The organism is Pseudomonas citronellolis (assembly GCF_001586155.1).
Classification (GTDB): Bacteria; Pseudomonadota; Gammaproteobacteria; order Pseudomonadales; family Pseudomonadaceae; genus Pseudomonas; species Pseudomonas citronellolis.
Window position 1 is genome coordinate 2277923 of sequence record NZ_CP014158.1, and the last position, 17823, is coordinate 2295745.

The following is a 17823-nucleotide window of genomic DNA, read 5'->3' on the forward strand; positions in this document are numbered from 1 at the left end:
GGCTGCCCTTGACGCCCCGCCGCACCGATGGTCAGATGCGGGCCGTTCCAGGTGTCTCATGCCGCCGTGCATGAGGTGAAACGGGAAGCCGGTGCGTCGCCCTTGGCGATCAGTCCGGCGCTGCCCCCGCAACGGTAAGCGAGCGGGGCATCCACGAGGCCACTGTGCTCAGGCATGGGAAGGCGGATGCTCCAGAACCCTCGCAAGCCCGGAGACCGGCCTGGAGCGTTGTTGGCAAACCCGCGGTGGGCGGGCGTGAGCCGGATTCCGGACGCGCTCGCGCCGGAACTCGCTGCGCCGCCTGCGAAATTCCCGTTTCGAGGCGATCACCTTGCACTTCCCTTCTTCCGAATCCGCACTTCGGCTTGCCCCCTGGCTCGCCGGCCTGTGCCTGAGCCCCTGCCTGAACGCCGAGCCCCTGGGCCTGCGCGATGAAATCGTCAGCGCCCCTTCGGTGGAGTCCACCACCGTCGCCGAGATGGCCCGCTACGGCAGCAAGCTCGAAGTCATCGAGCGCGAGCAGATCGAGCGCGCCGGCCCTAGCGCCGACATCACCCGCGTGCTGCAGATGTACGTGCCCGGCCTGTTCGTGGCGCCGAAGAACGGCCCCTTCGACTACGGCACCTACTCGCTGCTGGGCGGGCGCAACGACGACACCCTGATCCTGCTCGACGGCGTGCGCCTGAACAACCGCCTGTACGGCGGCCTCTACCTGGACACCCTGCCGATCACCGCGGTGGAGCGCATCGAGGTGCTCAAGGGCGGCCAGGGCCTGCTGTTCGGTACCCAGGCGGTGTCCGGGGTGATCAACATCGTCACCCGCAGCGCGCGCAGCCGCGAGGCTTCCGGCGAGGTCAACCTGGGCCTGGACAGCTTCCGCGGGCGCAATGGCGATGCGCGGGTGGAGAAGGTGCTGGAGAACGGCCTGGGCGACCTCGGCCTGCTGGCCTACGTCAGCCACAACCGCTCCGACGGCTACAAGCCGTTCCGCGAACAGGACATGACCGCCACCGTCAGCGACAAGCGCCGCTCCTACGACGTCAACGTGTTCGGCGCCAAGGCCATCCAGGCTTTCGGCGACAGCTCGCGCCTGGAGCTGTTCTACCAGTACGCCGACGCCGACCTGGACTTCGCCCGTCCGGCGGACAACCACCACACCAGCAACGACCGCATCCAGCAGATCGCCACGGCGACCTTCGAGCAGCGCCTGAACGACGACTTCAGCTGGTTCGCCAAGGCCCACCTGAACGACTGGGACACCCGCTACACGCGCATCTACAACCTCGCCGGCGGCGGCACCCGCACGCTCAACCACAACGACTACTGGGGCTTTACCGACTGGGGCGCGCAGCTGGAGGGCAAGGCGCGCCTGGCCGGCGGCCACGAGCTGGTCTTCGGCAGCGACAACCAGTGGTACAAGGGCCAGGACGACGTGCTGATCATCGACAACGACAAGGCCGAGTCCCACGCCCTGTACGCGCAGTTGCGCCCGCAGCTGGACCTGCTGCCGAACTGGCACCCCAGCCTGGGCGTGCGCCGCGAGGAAATGAGCGGCGGCGAGGGCGCCACCGTGTGGATGCTCACCTCGCTCTACGACCTCAGCGACCAGCTCAAGCTGCGCGGCCAGCTGGGCACCGCCTTCAAGCTGCCCAACGCCGAGCAGCTGTTCGTCAACGAGCCGGGCAGCGAGATCGGCAACCGCGACCTCAAGCCTGAGCGCAGCCGCAACGCCGAGCTGGGCCTGGACTACAGCGGCGCGCTGTTCGGCCAGCCCTGGAGCGGCAGCGTCACCATCTTCCGCCGCGAGATAAAGGACCTCATCACCCTGGCCGGCGACCAGTGGGTGAACGGCGACGGCGAGATCGAGGTGCGCGGCATCGAGGCCAACGGCCAGTGGCGGCTGGGCGAGCACTGGCAGCTGGACGCCGACGCCACCCGCAACCTGGTGGACACCCGCGAGGGCGTGACCGTGAACAACATCCCGCACTTCTTCGCCCGCACCCGCCTGGGCTACGACCAGGGCCCGTGGGGCTTCGGTATGGCGCTGCGCTACGTCGGCTCCATCGTCAGCCCCCAGGGCGACGACTACGGCCACTACAGGGTGCTCGACGGTGATGCCTACCGCTACCTGGACGGCGCCCGCCGCCACCGCCTGAGCCTGCTGCTGGAGAACCTGCTGGACCGCGACTACGCCACCAGCCGCACCACCAACGGCATCCGCCAGGTGGACAACCTGGGCCGCCCGCGCACCGCCGAGCTGCGCTACACCTTCAGCTTCTGAGGTGGCCATGGACCAGGCGCTGCTGATTGTAGGCCCCCTCGCGGGCGCCCAGGGCGAGGCCTTGCGCGCCGAGCTGGCGGCAACCCACCGCGCCGTGACGCTGGTCGATACCAGCGACGGCTTCGACGCCCTGTGGCCGGCCATCCGCGCGCAGCTGCAAGCGGGCAGGGCGCTGTTGCTGGTGGATATGGAACCGGCCAGCGACGGCGCCTACCTCGACTGGCTGCGCGGCGAGGTGGCGCAACTGGCCGGCGACTTCCCCCAGGCGCCGTGCCCGCGGATGACCGCCTCGGCCCTCGGCCGCCGTGGCCTGGACGCCCGGCTGGTCGGTGCAGCCATCGACGACGGCCGCCAGCAGCTGGAATGCCGCACCGTCGGCCCGGTGCCGGAACAACCGGACTGGTCGGCGCCGCCGCCGCACAAGCGCCAGGTGTTCCTCTGCACCGGCCCGCGCTGCGTGCGCCGCGGCGCTTTGCCCTTGTGGAAGGCGCTGCGCCGCGAACTGGCCCGGCGCGAGCTGATCGAAACCGCCGAAGGCGTGCTGCTGACCCGCACCGGTTGCCAGTTCCCCTGCAACCGCGGGCCGCTGCTGACGGTCTACCCGGATCGTTGCTGGTACGGCGTGCATGACGAGGCCCAGGTGCTGCGGGTGGTGGAGCAGCACCTGGCGGGCGGCGAGCCGGTGGCCGAACTGCTGATCGAGGGCGCGCCATGAAAGGCTTCGCCCTGCTGCTGGGGCTGTTGGTGGCGGCGTCGGCCCTGGCCGCCGAGGACTACCGCAACTGCGGTGAGACCTGGCACCTGGCCAAGGCGCCCGAGCGCATCCTCGCGCTCAACCAGCACGCCGCCGACCTGCTGCTGGAACTGGGCGCCGGGGCGCGGCTGGCGGGTGTGGCCTATCTGGACGACCCGGGGCCGCAGTTGCAGGGCGACCGCTACCGCGGCGTGCCCGTGGTGTCGGCGCGCTATCCGTCCACCGAACTTCTCTACGCGTTGCGCCCGGACCTGGTGGTGGGTGGCTTCGCCACGGCCTTCGACCCCGGGCGCGGGCGCGCCGAACTGGCCGCCGCCGGGATCGCCAGCTACCTGCTGGAGGCGGCCTGTGCTCAGCGCACGGGAGATGGCTTCGGCAACGTGCGCGACGACCTGCGCACCCTGGGCCGGCTGCTCGGCGTCGAGGCGCGCGCCCAGGCGCTGATCGACGCCCAGCAGGCCGATCTGCGCGCGGCGGCCGCCAGGGCTGACGGCCGCGCGCCGCTGCGGGTGTTCTACCTCGACAGCAGCGACGCCGGCCTGGCCAGCCAGGGCGGGCGCGGCTTCGTCAGCGAGCTGCTGCGCGCCGCCGGAGCGCGCAACCTGTTCGAGGCGGTGGCGCTGCGCGGCTACCTGGCCAGCCCCGAAACGCTGCTCGCGGGCGACCCGGACGTGATCCTGCTGGCCGATGCGCGCTGGTCGCCGGCGGCGGAGAAGGTCCGCTACCTGCGCGCGCACCCGCTGCTCTCGCGGCTGCGCGCGGTGCGCGAAGGGCGCTTCGTGACGTTGCCGTTCAGCCAGTTGGTGCCGGGCGTGGAAAGTGGCCGTGCGGCGCGGTCGCTGGCCGAGGCCCTGTATCCCTGAGCCCGCTCAGAAGCGCACGTCCACCACCACGCTGTCGCTGTAGGTGCCGGCTGGCGGCGTGGGCTGGTCGGGGAGGATTTCCGCGCGGTAGTCGAAGCCCTGGTAGGTGAGGCCGTCGAGGCTGCCGGGGTTCAGTTCGGCGCTGCTGCTGGGGCGCCTTTCAGTGCCCGCAGAGCCCCAGCGCTCGCTGCCGCTGCTCGACTTGTACAGCTCGTAGGCCAGGCGGTTGCCGCCGCTGGCCATATGCCGCTGGCCGCCGCTGGCGTTGACGCCGTCGCTCAGGCCGACGTCGTAGCTCGTGCCCTTGGAGCAGCGCACCTGGATGCGCTGCTGCACCGGGCGGAAGCCGGCGATCAGCGGCGCGCTGCCGAAGTTCACGGCGGGCGCGTTGAGCTGGCAGTCGCGGCGGACCTGCACCGTCAGTTGCAGGCTGGTGAGCACGCCCGTGCCCCAGTCGGTCGGCGCCGAGGTGCAGACTTCCAGCAGGCAGCCGCCGCTCACGCCGGGCGTGATGTCCCAGCCGGGGAAATAGCAGGCGCCCAGCACCCGGCCGGCCACGCAGATGCGCCAGTGCCAGCGCAGCTGGATGGTGGCGGTGTAGGTGCCGGGCGCCACGTTGGCTGGGCGCAGGCGGGCGTGCAGGGGGAACTGCGAGACGTCCGGCGTGCCGCCGGGAAACGGGAAGCGGGAATAGTCGTAGAACAGGCCCTGCTGCAGGCGCTGGGTCAGGCCGGCGTCGCCGTACAGCTCGAAGGGGATGGCGTCGCCCGTGGTGGCGTTGCGCAGCACGCCGCCGTTGAGGTTCTCCGGGAGCAGGCGTATCCAGTTTTCGCGGATCGGATAGCCCTTGAGGCTGCATTGGGCGCCGCCGGAGAGCTGCCTGGCCGGGGCGCCGTTAGCGATGGTCATCGAGCCGTGGGTGCCGAAGCTCGCGTTGCCGGGGTTGGGCTTGCATTGCTCGGTCACGGTATGGGCCAGGCCGGTGAGTGGCGCCAGGGCCAGGAGGGGGAGCAGGTAGCGCGGTATGGTCATGGTCGACTCCGGGGTTCAGCGGCAGGGCAACGGGCCCAGCTGCGCCAGTTCTTCGGCCTGCGGGTCGAGGTCGAAGACCAGGCTGCAGGCCTGGCCGTCGGGCAGGCTTACGCGCAGGCGGTTGTGCGCCTGCAGGTGTTCCAGGTAGACCAGCCCGTCCCAGCCCACGGGCACCGGCGGGCCACCGTTGACGCGGGCCTGGGCGCCGATCGGCAGCGGCCGGCCGTGGCTGTCGTGCAGCAGCAGGCTGGCGGCCAGCACCCGCTGCAACGGGAAGCGCAGCAGGTAGCCGCTGCCGGAGCGCACCGCCACGCGCTGCTCCACCAGCGGCGCCACGACGTTGGAGGCCAGGCCCAGCGGGTCGATCTCGTACTTGCCGGCGTAGTAGGCGCTGCTCCAGGGCACCAGCAGGTGGCCGTCGGCGTTGGTGTGGCCGACCAACTGGTTCTCGTAGCGCACCGGAACGCCGGCCTGGCCGTCGGTGCTGACCAGCACGAAGGCGTCGTGCACGCGGTTGGCGGGGAACAGCGCGCCGTCCATCCAGGCCAGCGAGCCGCTGGCGTCGGCCCAGTGGGTCTGCTCCCGCGCGCTGCCATAGACGCCGCCCTGGAGCTGCAGGCGGTCGCCGCGCCAGTTCAGCGCGGCATGGCGCCAGTCCTCGGCCCGGCCGTTGTCGACGTAGCCGAGGTTCCAGCCGAAACCGCCCTCGCTGGGCGCCGACTCGCTGTAGTCGACGCGGCGGCTGCCGTCCCCGCTGGCGCTGCGTTCGACGCCGACGCTGAGGGTGCCGCGCAGGTCGAACGGCACCACCAGTTGCACGGCGCTGCTCCATTTGCCGTTGCCCAGCTCGCGGTTGGCGGACAGGTAGAGGCTGGCATCGCCCCACAGCGGCCGGCTCCAGGACAGGTTGAGCAGGCGGGTGCGGCTGCCGTCGCCGGCCTCGACGTCGAAATAGCCGGCGCCCAGGCTGCCCCAGTCGTCCAGCGTCACGCTGGCGGTGGCCTGGGTGCTGCTGCGGCTGGGGCGTAGGCGCCAGTAGCGGTCATCGTCGTCGTCCTGGCGGCGCCGGGGGCGCTGCCGGGTGTCGTCGTAGCGGGCCAGGTCGCTGTAGTCGGTATCGCGCTGCAGGCGTTGCACGGTGAAGCTGAAGCGCCGCGCGTTGTACTGGTAGCCGAAGCTCAGCTGCCTTCCGCCGTCGCCGCCGTGCTGGCCGTGGCTGATGGCGCCGTTGAGCACGCCCAGGGTGCCCAGGCGCAGCATGCCGCCCAGGCCGGCCTGGGCGAGGCCGGCGGCGGCTTCGGCCTGGACCTCCAGGGTGAAGGTGTCGCTCAGGCCGTGGCGCAGGGCGCCGGTGAAGGCGCCTGGCCCGTAGGCGAAGTTGTCCTGGCCATAGCCGCGCCGGAGGTTGCCCAGGCCCAGGGAGAAGTCGCTCAGGCCCGGGCGCAGCAGGTCGCTGCTGACGTAGAAGGGCACGCTGGTGGAGATCTGGCGGCCCAGGGCGTCGGTGGTCTGCAGCACCGCCTGGCCGGCGCCGTTGATGTAGGGCAGGTTGCCGATGCTGAAGGGGCCGGGCTGCAGTTGGTAGCTGCTGTTGCGGTAGCCGTCGATGAACAGGTCCAGGGTGCTGGGTAACGCCGCTTCGCCGGCGAAGCGCGGCAGCGGGTAGGTCAGCACGTCGGGGCGGATGGCGAAGTTGCGCGACAACTGCAGCCCGCCCAGGCGCACCGGCGTGCTCCAGGCCAGGGAGCGGCTGACCAGGTCGCCGGCCTCGTAGGTCAGCAGGCGTTCCTCGTCGTCGTAGCGCCAGTTGCTGTCGTAGCGCAGGTAGCGGCTGGGCTGTGCCGAACCGCCATGGACCTGCTGGTAGACGCCGCTGTGGCTGAAGACGCCGAAGCCGCCGAACAGGCGCAGGTCGGCCCAGGCCGTGCTCGTATCCTGGCCGCGTCGCGGGCTGCTGGCGTAGAACTGGTAGTTGAGCAGAGCGCCGAAGCTGCTGCGTGCCGGCACGTAGCCGGTGGCGCGCGCCTGGCCGAGCTGCTGCTCGGGCAACCACTGCGGCGGCACCTGCAGCAGCAGGCGCTGGCTGGCGGCCTCGTAGCGCACCTCGACGCCGGGCAGGCCGCCGACGTCGACCTGGCCGTCGCGTGGCACCGGCAGGCCGGCCGCGCGCAGGTCGGCGGCCTCGACCCAGAAGCGGCCCTGGCGCAACGTCACCGCCACCACCTGGCCGCTCGTGCGCAGGTTCACCAGCAGCTCCAGGTAGAGTTGCTGGTCGTCGGACAGGGCGCCCGCATCCCGGGGCGGCGGTGGCAGCGGCGCACTCGACAGGCGTTCCGCCTCGAACAGCAGGGTGGCGCCGGTGAGCAGCGGCAGCCAGGGGCGCGTCTGCCTGCCCATGCTTCAGGGCGCCGCGGCGGGAATCTCGCCGCGCACGCCATTGATCTCGGCCCACAGGCGCCCGCCGCTGGCGGGCTTGCGCGGCATTGGCCAGCGCATGGCGCTGCCGGCCAGCACGTAGCCGAGCAGGTCGTCGCCCACCGGCAGGGTACCGTCGCCCTGTTCGATGGCCGCCCGCGTCAGGCGGACATGCACCGCGCCGCGGTTGCGCACCTCCAGGTAGGTGCGGCCGCCTTCGTCGACCAGGCGCCAGTCCAGCCGCGCGGCCGTCGCGTCCTTCGCGCCGAGCCCGTCGCCGTAGAGGAACAGCGGCACCGAATAGCGCAGCTGGAAGCGGATGTCGCTGCCCTCGGCCGCTGGCTGCTGGGCCTGCGGCGCGGGAATCTCGTCGATGACGATGCGGTAGGCGCGCTCGCTGCCGGGGGCGGTCGGCGCCAGGCGGGTGAGGCGCACCAGTTGCCTGGCCCCCGCTGGGATGCGCAGCATCGGCGGGCTGCCAACCACCTCGCGCTGCGCCTGGAAGTGCTCCTCGCCGCCGGCCTGGCTCCAGGCGAAGATGCGCAGTTGCAACTGGGCCGGCTCGGCGCCGCGGTTTTCCAGCCAGAGCGCGCTGGCCCGCTGGTCGTGTTCCAGCACCGGGTCGATCGGCCAGATCAGGATCGAGCTGGCGGCGCGGGCCGTGGCGGCCGGCAGGGCGAGGGCGGCGAGCAGGGCCGCGACGAAGCGCAGGCGGGTATCGGGCAAGGGCATCACGGGGCTCCTGGCGCGCTCACCATGACAGGGTCACGGTGAGCCGGTCCTGGTAACGCCCGGCGGACTGGTTGCCGGGCAACTGGAGGGCGGCATGGATCGGCAGGCGGATGTCGTCGGGGTTGCCGTAGTCGATGCTCAGGTTGCCGCCGATGGGGATTTCCCGGCTGAGGCCGGCATCGGCGTACAGGCGATAGGCCAGCCGCGCGTTGCCCGCGCCAAGGTGGCGCAGGCCGCCGGTGGCGTGCTGGCCGCCATCGACCGTCATGCGCAGGGCGATGCCGGGGGTGCAGGCGAGGGTGATGGCGCCATTGGGCGTCAGCTGGGCGCCGATCCTGGCCGTGGAAGTGGCCGGATGGCGGCCGAAGTCCAAGCGGCCGAGGCTGCCCAGGTTGCCGCCGTTGCCGGGCGGCGCATGGTTGACCAGGCAGCCCTGGGTAACGCTGGCGGAGACGCGGAAGCCGGCCCGGGTGGCGGCATCGCTGCCCGGCGCCTGCAGCAGGCTGGCGAGCAGCAGGGCCAGCCCGGTCGCCGCGGCGCGGGGCAGCAGGTGAGGACGCGTCATGGCGGGGAAGGACCGGCCGGTTTCGCCCTGGGCGATTGCGGCAGCGGCCTCAGAATTCCAGCGTGAGGGTCAGCGTGTCCCTGTAGACGCCGCTGCCCTTGGCGTTGGCGTTCGGTGCGATGGTGCCGTAGATCGGCACATCCACGGCCTTGCCGTCGGCGGGAACCCTGAAGGTTGCCCCTCTGTTGATGACATAGGGGCTCTTGCCGGCGGAGTCCCGGTACAGCAAGTAGCTGACCGTGTCGGTGCCGCTGCCGTTGAGCAGTGAGCGGTCACCGCGCAGGCCGCCGTCGATGATGACATTGAAGAAAGTGGTGACCGGGTCGCAGGTGACCTGAAGGCTGTTGCCGTCCGGGCCGGCCAGGCGTGCCTTGAGCGCGCGGGTCCAGGTCGGGCTGGTCCGGGGGAAGTTGAGCGTACCGAAGTTGAGGATGCCTTCGCTGGAGGCGCTGCCCTGGGTCACCTGGCAGCCTTTGGAAACCTCCAGGACGACACCCACCTGGCCCTTGATGTCCGCCGCGGCCTGGCTCAGGGGCAGGGCGAAGGCGGTGGCTAGGACGTACTTGAGCTTGTGATGCGGCATGGTCTTGGCCTCGCTAAGGGAATTGCGGAAATTTTCCCCAGGAATGACCAAGTCGAACTATCTGAAACTGCTGCTGGGTTCGTAGGCTTATTCGCCAGATCGAGCAGGTGTTTTTTGTAGGCCGATGTAGGCCTTGCAGGCCTCAAGAATCGACGGCTTTGTCTACAGTGCCGATGGGGGAGGGTGTCTGGAAAAAGCGGGGAGATGGCGGGGTAGGAAAGCGGGTCCCGATGACGGGACCCGCGGCGGAAAATGGCTGGCCGGAGGCGGTCAGGCCTTTCCTATGAGCGATTGACTCAGCGGCCGGGATTCGATCCACCAGCCGAACACCAGCCCGACGGTGCTCCAGAGGATCGCCTGGATGCCCAGGGACACCAGGCGGAACTGCCACAGCAGGTCGGCCGGGAAGTCCGCCGGCACTTCGCGCACGGCCGGGAACAGCAGGCCGGCGACGGCGCAGATGCCCAGGTACACGGCGATGCCGGCGACGGCGCCGGTCCAGGCGCCGTGCTCGGCGAGCAGGCGGCGGCCCAGGTTCAGCGAGATGACGGCGGCGGCGATGGACAGCGCGATCATCAGGAAGAACAGCGCGGTGCGCTGGCGGATGCTCTCCGGGTCGCCCACCGACGGCGGGTTGGCCGGGTACTTCAGGCTCGGCACCAAGTACAGGGTGACGAAGGCCGCCAGGGCCAGCAGGGCGCTCAGCGCGCGCGGGCTCAGGCGCCCGGTGCGGCCCAGGCCGTAGGCGAACACCAGGGCGAACAGCCCGCCCATGGCGGCGCCGTAGACCACCACGCCGGTGAGCAGGCCGAAGCTGGCCTGGACCTCGCGGCTGACCAGCTCTTCCTCGTGGTCGTGGGTGGCGCCGCCGCTGGTGGCTTCCTCGGCCTCGTGCAGGGCCGACATCTGTTCTTCGAAGGCGATGGCGCGGTCCACCTGGGGCTCGCCGAAGACGAAGGCGAATGCGAAGACGATCAGGCCCGCCAGGACGCCGACGAGCATCCCGCGCAGCAGGAGTTTTCCAGTCATGTCAGGGAGTCCCCGGGTCAGTGGCAGGGGAAGCCCAGCAGGTGGCGGCCGTCGTGGACGAATTCGTGCACGTACATGCCCTTGAACATCGAGGTGGCGCCCTGTTCGGCGCCGACGAAGTACAGCGCCAGGAGCAGCAGCAGGCCGCCGAAGATGGCCCAGGGCAGCAGCTCGGAAAGCGGGATGACGGGGAGCGATACGCCGGTATCGGCGTGGGTGGCTGAATGAGCCATGGAAACCTCCTAGGATTGCGCGTCCTGAAACGGTTGGCGGTTCGTTTTGTGGGGAAGGGTCTGACTCTCGGTGCCGGGACCGAATACAGTGGCGCGACCGTGCCGGGTTTTCACCGGCTTCCTTCCAAGTAACAAAGTGCTACGAGAGCGTCGGGCAGTGTAAACCCCGGCGCCTGCGAATGGGAGAGAATTCGATGCCGAGCCGCCTGAGCTTCGTCTGCCACGGGCGCACCGCCGCCCAGCGCCAGGGCTGCTTCGCCCAGGCCGACGAGCCATTGGAGCCGGGCCAGGACGAACGCCTGGCCGAGCGTCGCGCCGGGCTCAAGGCGCCGCGCCGGGTGCTCTGCGCCCCCGAGCTGCGCGCCCGGCAGACCGCCGCCGCCTGGGGCGCCGAGCCGCAGCTGGTGGAAGCCCTGCGCGACTGCGACTACGGCGCCTGGCGCGGGCAAAGCCTGGAGGCCCTTCAGGCCACGGCAGCGCAGGACCTGGCCGCCTGGCTGACGGACCCCGCCGCCGCGCCCCACGGCGGCGAATCCCAGGTGCAGCTGTGCGAGCGCGTGGGCGCCTGGCTCGACGCCTTCGACGAGGATGGCCACTTCATCGTCGTCAGCCATCCCGCGGTGCTGCGCGCCGCCGCGCTGCACGTGCTGCGGGCCGATGCGGCGGCGTTCAACGCCATCGACGTCGAACCGCTGGGCGTGCTGCGCCTGGTCCGCAACGGCCGCTGGCGCCTGCGCCTGTGACGGGCCGCGGTCTATGCTGTGTGGGCCCCAGCGCCACGAGGAGACCGCCATGGCCAGCCATCCCCGCCTGATCCCCTGCCTGCGCTACCGCGACGCGCCGGCGGCCATCCACTGGCTGTGCGACACCTTCGGCTTCGTCCGCCAACTGGTGGTGGACGACGGCGAAGGCGGCGTAGCCCATGCCCAGCTGTGCCTGCCCGACGGCAGCGGCATGCTGATGCTGGGCTCGGCGGTGGACAACGAGTACGGCCGGCTGATGCGCCGGCCCGAGGACGTCGGCGGCTGCACCCAGAGCCTGTACCTGCTGGTGCCCGACGCCGAGGCCCTGTACCGCCGCGCGCTGGACGCCGGCGCGCGGATGGTCATCGACATCCGCGACGAGGACTACGGCGGCCAGGGCTTCACCTGCCGCGACCCCGAGGGCCACGTGTGGAGCTTCGGCACCTACGACCCCTGGCATTGAACGAAGAAGGAGCAAGGCATGAAAGAGGTGGTATTCGCCGATGGCGCGCGGGTTGCGGCCATCGGCCAGGGCACCTGGCGGCTGGGCGAGGACAGGGCGGCGCGCAAGCGCGAGGTGGCGGCCCTGCGCGAAGGCATCGAGCTGGGCCTGACGCTGATCGACACCGCCGAGATGTACGGCGAGGGCGGCTCGGAAGAGGTGGTCGGCGAAGCCATCCGCGGCCTGCGCGAGCAGGTCTTCCTGGTCAGCAAGGTCTACCCGCACAACGCCAGCGCCCGCGGCGTGCCGGCGGCCTGCGAGCGCAGCCTGAAGCGCCTGGGCACCGACTGCCTGGACCTCTACCTGCTGCACTGGCGCGGCCAGTACCCACTGGAGGAAACCGTCGAGGCCTTCGAACGCCTGCGCCAGGACGGCAAGATCCGCCGCTGGGGCGTCTCCAACTTCGACCTCGACGACATGCGGGAGCTGGGCGCCCTGCACTGCGCCACCAACCAGGTGCAATACAGCCTGGAAGAACGCGGCATCGAATGGGACCTGCTGCCCTGGTGCCAGGAACAGCGCATGCCGCTGATGGCCTACTGCCCGGTGGGCCAGGGCGGCCGCCTGCTGCGCGATGCCAGCCTGCGCGAAGTGGCCGAACGCCACGGCGCCACTCCGGCGCGGGTGGCCCTGGCATGGCTGATCCGCCAGCAGGGGGTGATCGCCATTCCCAAGGCGGTGGAGGCTGTGCATGTCCGCGACAATGCGGCGGCGCTGCAGCTGCGGCTGGATGGGGAGGACCTGGCGAAGCTGGACGCGGCTTTCCCGCCGCCAAGGCGGAAGATGCATCTGGCGGTGGTTTGAGGCTGGGCTGGCTTTTCGGCTTTTCCGGCTGTCCGTGCTTTTGGCTTTCTGGCTTTCTGGCTTTCTGGCTTTCTGGCTTTCTGGCTTTCTGGCTTTCTGGCTTTCTGGCTTTCTGGCTTTCAGCTTTCAGCTTTCAGCTTTCAGCTTTCAGCTTTCAGCTTTCAGCTTTCGGCTTTTCGTAAGCGAGTTTGCTCGCGAATGGTGTTTGCCGGCGGCGTAGGTGCTGTGTTCAAGAGCGCCCTCTCCCCAGCCCTCGGCTGCGCGCCCCGCCCTGAAGGGAGAGGGGGCTTGTCCGTGCCGAGAGGAGGAATGGTTCCAGCCGGAAACCTTCGGTGCTGCCGGCTGACTCAGGAATACCCACGCACTCCAAACGGTCCCCTCTCCCTTCAGGGAGAGGGTTAGGGAGAGGGAGCGGAGCCAAGCCCGAGCACCCAGGTACCCGGTAGGCACCCTCCGCAAGCTCTCTCACCCGACCACCGCTCCTGTAAAAATCCCCCCCGCCATGATAAGAAGCGCCCATCAGCAAGCTGGAGGCAGTCATGGGCAAGTTGCGTGTCGGGGTGATTTTCGGTGGGCGTTCGGCGGAGCACGAGGTATCGCTGCAGTCGGCGAAGAACATAGTCGATGCCCTGGACCGCTCGCGGTTCGAGCCGGTGCTGATCGGCATCGACAAGGACGGCCGCTGGCACCTGAACGACGCCTCCGACTACCTGCTCAACCAGGAGAACCCGGCGCTGATCGCGCTCAATCGCTCCAACCGCGAGCTGGCCGTGGTGCCTGGCAAGGCCGAGCGGCAACTGGTGGAAACCGGTAGCCGGCAGTTGCTCGACCACGTCGACGTGATCTTCCCCATCGTCCACGGCACCCAGGGCGAGGACGGCTGCCTGCAGGGCCTGCTGCGCATGGCCGACATCCCCTTCGTCGGCGCCGACGTGCTCGGCTCGGCCATCTGCATGGACAAGGACGTGAGCAAGCGCCTGCTGCGCGACGCCGGCATCGCCATCACCCCCTTCATCACCCTGACCCGCGCCACCGCCGCGCGCACGCCCTTCGCCGAGGCGCAGCGTCAACTGGGTCTGCCGCTGTTCGTCAAGCCGGCCAACCTGGGTTCCTCGGTGGGCGTGAGCAAGGTCGAGGACGAGGCCGGCTACGTCGCCGCCGTGCAAGAGGCCCTGGCCTTCGACGACAAGGTGCTGGTGGAGGCCGCGGTGAACGGCCGCGAGATCGAGTGCGCGGTGCTCGGCAACGACGAGCCCATCGCCAGCGGCTGCGGCGAGATCGTGGTGCGTGGGGGCTTCTATTCCTACGACAGCAAGTACATCGACGAAGACGCCGCCCGGGTGGTGGTGCCGGCGGACATCGATGCCGCGGCCTGCGAGCGCATCCGCCAGCTCGCCGTGGAAGCCTTCCAGGTGCTGGGCTGCTCGGGCCTGGCGCGGGTCGATGTGTTCCTCACCGGCGATGGCCAGGTGCTGGTCAACGAACTCAACTCGCTGCCCGGCTTCACCCGCATCAGCATGTACCCCAAGCTCTGGCAGGCCGCCGGCATGAGCTACAGCGAACTGGTCAGCCGGTTGATCGACCTGGCCCTGGAACGCCACGCCGCGCGCCGCCGCCTGCAGACCAGCCGCTGAGGCGGGCGCGGCGGGGGCCGGTTACTCCGGGCGCTCCTCGTGGGTGCGCTGGTGCGCAGCCTCGACCAGTGCCTGGGTGTCGGCGTGGAGCATGCGCAACGTCGCGCTCCAGCGCGCCAGGTCCCACTGCGAGGCACTGGCGGCGGGGTGCTCCTCCAGCAGGTCGAGTACGCCGCCGAGCGCCCGCAGGCGCTGCAGGGCGGTGTCGAGCAACTGCGTCGAGGGAGCCAGCGTGTCGATGTAAAGCACTTCGGAGAAGGCCTGCGAGCTTTCCGGAAGGGGTTTGAACTCACGAATCCTGAAAGGCTCTTGAATGCCCGGGCGGGCGTTCTTCGCGCGGAGGGGCGCGGGCTTGGAAGGGAACTGGTGCATTTCCTTACGCTCCTTGGACCGGATGGAACCCGCCGCTTCCGTTGCGACACGGAGGGCGGCGAGCCGTGCAGGGGTCGCAAACCGGAGGTCCAAGGAGAATCCGGCCAGGCGGAAGCCTGCCCTGCACGGCCAGCCATGACCAAGGCAAACGCTAGGCGCACGTGGCGCCTTTGCTTTGAATGCTGCTGCTGTGCTGAAGGACCTTTGGGTTGCGACACCCTGTCATGGCAAACGCCATGACGGCGGGAAGACTATCGATCCGGCTCGTGGGAGCTGAGCGTTATGTGCTGTAGGGAAATTCCTTGATGAGGGTTTTCTCGATGGCGTTCCCGGTTTACCGAGGCCATGCCTAGTGGCTGCAAATTTGACCGTCCAGCCTCTACACTCCTCGAAGTCACATTGGCCAGCCTAAGGAGCCAGACGATGAGTTCTTCCTCGCGGACGGTATTGGCGGCAGCGCTGGCGGCGCTGCTGGTTGCTGTTGTTCCGGTCGCACACAACCCGGCCTGGGCCGAGGACGCCGCACCGCCCAGCGGCATGGAGGCCGACGACCAGCAGGGCCCGCTGGGCGACCTCAGCGAATACGGCCGCCTGGCCGAGGAGTCGCTCGACGCGGTGGGCGCCGACGACTTCGCCACCGCCCGGGCCAAGGTCGACGCCCTGCAGGCCAAGTGGCGCGCCGCCGCCGCCGAGCTCAAGCGCAAGAGCCCGGAGGACTGGAAGGCCGCCAACGCGGCGGTCGAAGGCGCGGTGCGGGAACTGCACGCCAAGTCCCCGGACAAGGACCGCAGCCTGGACTCGCTGAACACCCTGCTGTCCACCTTCAACGACATCCAGGGCATCAGCGACTGACCCCCGCCCGGCCAGGGCCCGCCGACGGCCCTGGCCCTGCGGAGCGTCGGCCTCCCGAGCGGCGGCCGGCGCTCAACGAAATCCTCACATTCGCCTCGCGGAGTTTTCACCTTCGCCCGTGCAGGATGGCGGCCAGCATCCGGCAGCGTGCCGGGTGCGTTCCGAACCATCGAGCGTGAGGCCTGTGGCGAAGTGAGGCAGATTCCGGAAACCTGGCGGCGTCCATCCGGACGGGTAATGGCCCTGGCCTGTGGGCTGCTCGGCCTGCTGGCCGTGGCCCTGTGCGGCGCGGCCAGCGTCGCGGCGCAGCGCCCGCCGCTGCCGGGCGAGGACGACCTGGCCCGCCACTGGCGCCTGGGCGAGGTGGTGGTGCTGGTGCGCCACGCCGAGCGCTGCGACCGTTCCGACGCCCCCTGCCTGGGCGCCGAGGACGGCATCACGGTGCGCGGCGGGGCGCTGGCCACGGCCCTGGGCGACGACTACCGCAGCCGCTTCGGCCTGGACAACGCCGACGTCTACGCCAGCCCGCTGACGCGCACTCTGCAGACCGCCAGCCTGATGTTCGGCGACGGCACCCTGGGCCAGGCCTGGGTCGCCGACTGCACCGGCAACCTGCTCAACCACGTGCTGGAACACAAGGCCAGCCACCGCAACCTGATCCTGGTCACCCACAGCGAATGCATGGAGCAACTGGCCCAGGCGCTCAGCCACCGGGACCTGGAAACCCCCGGCTACGGCACCTCGCTGGTGCTGTTCAGCGACGCCCGCGGCGGCCTGCAACTGGCCGGCGAGATCGCCCCGCGGGACTGGGCCCGCCTGCAACTGCGCTGAGCCGGCGGCGCCGCTGCGCTTGCGGCATCGGCGGAAGCGGTCCTAGGCTTGCGGGGGAGGGCGGTGCCGTCGTCCGCCCCGGGAGCCGCCAATGCCACGCGTCCAGCTCGGCGGGGTCAAGGAAACCCTGCTGATCACCTTCTACGCCAAGGCCATGGAAAGCCGCCTGCCCGATTCGCTGCTGCAGGACCGCTTCGCGGCCGCCGCGCTGGCGCGCCTGGACTACGACTTCGCGCGCTTCCGCCTGGGCCGCAGCAGCTACGTCGGCATCGCCCTGCGCGCCTGGAAGCTCGATCGTTGGGCCGCCGAATTCCTCGCCGCCCACCCCGACGCCTGCGTGGCGCACCTGGGCTGCGGCCTGGACAGCCGGGTGTTCCGCCTGGACCCGCCGCCCAGCGTGGCCTGGTTCGAAGTGGACTACCCGGACGTGCTGGCGCTGCGCAGCGAGGTATACCCGGCACGCGAAGGTTGCACCCTGCTGCCCGGCGCCATGGGCGACCCGTCCTGGCTCGACGCGCTGCCCACCGGCCGCCCGCTGCTGATCGTCGCCGAAGGCCTGATGCCCTACCTGCGCGAAGCTGAGGTGAGCGCATTGCTGCGCGGCCTGCTGGCGCGCTTCCCCCAGGGCGAGCTGATCTTCGACGGCTACAACCGCTTCGGCATCCGCATGCTGGGGCTGTTCCTGCCGTTCTGGGCACGCGGCGCCCGGGTGCACTGGGCACTGGACGAGCCCAGGGAGCTGGAGGCGCTGGTGCCGGGCCTGCAACTGGTCGAGGAGCGCCTCACCTACACCCCCGAGGAATGCCGGCGGATGGCCTGGTCGTCCCGCGCATTCGTGCAACTGATGCAGCGCTGGCCCACCCTGGGCCGTATCGGTCGGTTGCTGCGTTATCGCTGGTAGGGCCGTTCACGGTCATACGCGGCCTGTCTGGCGGCTGCGGCGAGAGGCTTTTCGTAGGATGGGTTGAGCTTGCGAAACCCATCGGGCCAGGGTGATGGGTATCGCTTCGCTCAACCCATCCTACTGGGCTAGTCCGTGCCGAGAGGCAGCCTGGTTCCAGCCGGCAATCCCTGTACCAGCCGGCTAACGCCGAAACACCCGCGCACGCCGAACGGTCCCCTCTCCCTCCGGGAGAGGGTTAGGGTGAGGGGGCCACAGGCCTGCTCGCTCGATTCGCTCCTACAAGAAGCCATGCGCACCGGTATGGAGCAACTGTCTTGTGCCGAGGTGCTTTTCGTAGGATGGCGTTGAGCGAAGCGATACCCATCACCACGGCAGCATGGGTATCGCAAGCTCAACCCATCCTACGAAGAGCAGTGCTTCCCGGAACCGGAGCGGGCCTTGCCCGCGATTCGCGCGCAGGGCGCGCTCCTACAGTGGGAATAACATCGGCGCTCGGGCTTTCCCCTCACTCCAGCCCTCTCCCGGAGGGAGAGGGGGCTAGCCCGTGCCGAGAAGGGAGATGGAGTCAGTTGGGAATCCCGTAGTTGCCGGCTAACGCCGAAAACACCCGTGCACGCCGAACGGTCCCCTCTCCCTCCGGGAGAGGGTTAGGGTGAGGGGGCCGCCGCCTGCTCGCTCGATGCCATTCCCCTAC

Annotated in this window: 18 protein-coding genes and 1 riboswitch; of the genes, 10 read left to right on the forward strand and 8 right to left on the reverse strand. The window is 70.0% G+C overall.

Features of this window, described 5'->3' with window-relative positions:
- Nucleotides 1-32: 32 nt before the first annotated feature.
- Nucleotides 33-238: riboswitch (cobalamin riboswitch) on the forward strand.
- Nucleotides 239-331: 93 nt separating this feature from the next.
- Genes PcP3B5_RS10355 through PcP3B5_RS10365 form a run of 3 tightly spaced genes read left to right on the forward strand, consistent with a single transcriptional unit; the run spans nucleotide 332 to nucleotide 3898 of the window.
- Complete coding sequence (locus PcP3B5_RS10355) at nucleotides 332-2281, forward strand: TonB-dependent receptor plug domain-containing protein (RefSeq protein WP_145923871.1); 1950 nt, start codon at nucleotides 332-334, stop codon at nucleotides 2279-2281.
- A gap of 7 nt (nucleotides 2282-2288) precedes the next feature.
- Nucleotides 2289-2996, forward strand: coding sequence for a (2Fe-2S) ferredoxin domain-containing protein (locus tag PcP3B5_RS10360; RefSeq protein ID WP_061561190.1), 708 nt, complete (start codon nucleotides 2289-2291; stop codon nucleotides 2994-2996).
- Nucleotides 2993-3898 (forward strand): ABC transporter substrate-binding protein, encoded by a 906-nt coding sequence (locus PcP3B5_RS10365; protein WP_061561191.1) that lies wholly within the window; start codon nucleotides 2993-2995, stop codon nucleotides 3896-3898. Before PcP3B5_RS10360 ends, PcP3B5_RS10365 begins: the two co-directional genes overlap by 4 nt.
- 6 nt (nucleotides 3899-3904) lie before the next feature.
- On the opposite strand, the gene PcP3B5_RS10370 is transcribed toward PcP3B5_RS10365, so the two are convergent.
- The 7 genes from PcP3B5_RS10370 to PcP3B5_RS10400 form a co-directional block, all read right to left on the reverse strand.
- Nucleotides 3905-4930 (reverse strand): Csu type fimbrial protein, encoded by a 1026-nt coding sequence (locus PcP3B5_RS10370; RefSeq protein WP_061561192.1) that lies wholly within the window; start codon nucleotides 4928-4930, stop codon nucleotides 3905-3907.
- A gap of 15 nt (nucleotides 4931-4945) precedes the next feature.
- Nucleotides 4946-7327 (reverse strand): fimbria/pilus outer membrane usher protein, encoded by a 2382-nt coding sequence (locus PcP3B5_RS10375; RefSeq protein ID WP_061561193.1) that lies wholly within the window; start codon nucleotides 7325-7327, stop codon nucleotides 4946-4948.
- A gap of 3 nt (nucleotides 7328-7330) precedes the next feature.
- Nucleotides 7331-8077 carry a fimbrial biogenesis chaperone gene (locus tag PcP3B5_RS10380; protein WP_058070116.1) on the reverse strand — a complete coding sequence of 249 codons (747 nt, stop codon included), beginning with the start codon at nucleotides 8075-8077 and terminating at the stop codon, nucleotides 7331-7333.
- A gap of 19 nt (nucleotides 8078-8096) precedes the next feature.
- Nucleotides 8097-8642, reverse strand: a complete 546-nt coding sequence (locus tag PcP3B5_RS10385; protein WP_061561194.1) for a Csu type fimbrial protein — start codon at nucleotides 8640-8642, stop codon at nucleotides 8097-8099.
- 49 nt (nucleotides 8643-8691) lie between these two features.
- Nucleotides 8692-9225, reverse strand: a complete 534-nt coding sequence (locus PcP3B5_RS10390; protein ID WP_009618970.1) for a Csu type fimbrial protein — start codon at nucleotides 9223-9225, stop codon at nucleotides 8692-8694.
- Nucleotides 9226-9495: 270 nt separating this feature from the next.
- Nucleotides 9496-10227, reverse strand: a complete 732-nt coding sequence (locus PcP3B5_RS10395; protein WP_237143103.1) for a CbtA family protein — start codon at nucleotides 10225-10227, stop codon at nucleotides 9496-9498.
- Nucleotides 10228-10271: 44 nt separating this feature from the next.
- The gene (locus PcP3B5_RS10400) at nucleotides 10272-10487 is read right to left on the reverse strand and encodes a CbtB domain-containing protein (protein WP_061561196.1); all 216 of its coding nucleotides are present in this window, start codon (nucleotides 10485-10487) and stop codon (nucleotides 10272-10274) included.
- A gap of 194 nt (nucleotides 10488-10681) precedes the next feature.
- Between PcP3B5_RS10400 and PcP3B5_RS10405 the strand changes: the two genes are divergently transcribed.
- From PcP3B5_RS10405 to ddlA, 4 genes are all read left to right on the forward strand, one after another.
- Nucleotides 10682-11230 carry a histidine phosphatase family protein gene (locus tag PcP3B5_RS10405; protein ID WP_043315082.1) on the forward strand — a complete coding sequence of 183 codons (549 nt, stop codon included), beginning with the start codon at nucleotides 10682-10684 and terminating at the stop codon, nucleotides 11228-11230.
- Nucleotides 11231-11279: 49 nt separating this feature from the next.
- On the forward strand, nucleotides 11280-11693 hold the full coding sequence (locus PcP3B5_RS10410; RefSeq protein ID WP_061561197.1) for a VOC family protein: 414 nt from the start codon (nucleotides 11280-11282) through the stop codon (nucleotides 11691-11693).
- 18 nt (nucleotides 11694-11711) lie between these two features.
- Nucleotides 11712-12536 carry an aldo/keto reductase gene (locus tag PcP3B5_RS10415; RefSeq protein WP_061561198.1) on the forward strand — a complete coding sequence of 275 codons (825 nt, stop codon included), beginning with the start codon at nucleotides 11712-11714 and terminating at the stop codon, nucleotides 12534-12536.
- Nucleotides 12537-13075: 539 nt separating this feature from the next.
- Nucleotides 13076-14170, forward strand: a complete 1095-nt coding sequence (ddlA, locus tag PcP3B5_RS10420; RefSeq protein ID WP_061561199.1) for a D-alanine--D-alanine ligase — start codon at nucleotides 13076-13078, stop codon at nucleotides 14168-14170.
- A 21-nt stretch (nucleotides 14171-14191) separates the two neighbouring features.
- Here ddlA and PcP3B5_RS10425 read toward each other — a convergent pair whose 3' ends face one another.
- Nucleotides 14192-14542, reverse strand: coding sequence for a hypothetical protein (locus tag PcP3B5_RS10425; protein WP_058070122.1), 351 nt, complete (start codon nucleotides 14540-14542; stop codon nucleotides 14192-14194).
- A gap of 423 nt (nucleotides 14543-14965) precedes the next feature.
- On the opposite strand from PcP3B5_RS10425, the gene PcP3B5_RS10430 reads away from it, so the two are divergent.
- From PcP3B5_RS10430 to PcP3B5_RS10440, 3 genes are all read left to right on the forward strand, one after another.
- Complete coding sequence (locus PcP3B5_RS10430; RefSeq protein ID WP_145923872.1) at nucleotides 14966-15394, forward strand: hypothetical protein; 429 nt, start codon at nucleotides 14966-14968, stop codon at nucleotides 15392-15394.
- A gap of 237 nt (nucleotides 15395-15631) precedes the next feature.
- Entirely contained in the window at nucleotides 15632-16225 is a 594-nt protein-coding gene (pmrG, locus tag PcP3B5_RS10435; protein ID WP_061561201.1) for a lipopolysaccharide core heptose(II)-phosphate phosphatase PmrG, read from the forward strand.
- Between the two features lie 91 nt (nucleotides 16226-16316).
- Complete coding sequence (locus PcP3B5_RS10440) at nucleotides 16317-17126, forward strand: class I SAM-dependent methyltransferase (RefSeq protein ID WP_061561202.1); 810 nt, start codon at nucleotides 16317-16319, stop codon at nucleotides 17124-17126.
- Nucleotides 17127-17823 lie beyond the last annotated feature (697 nt).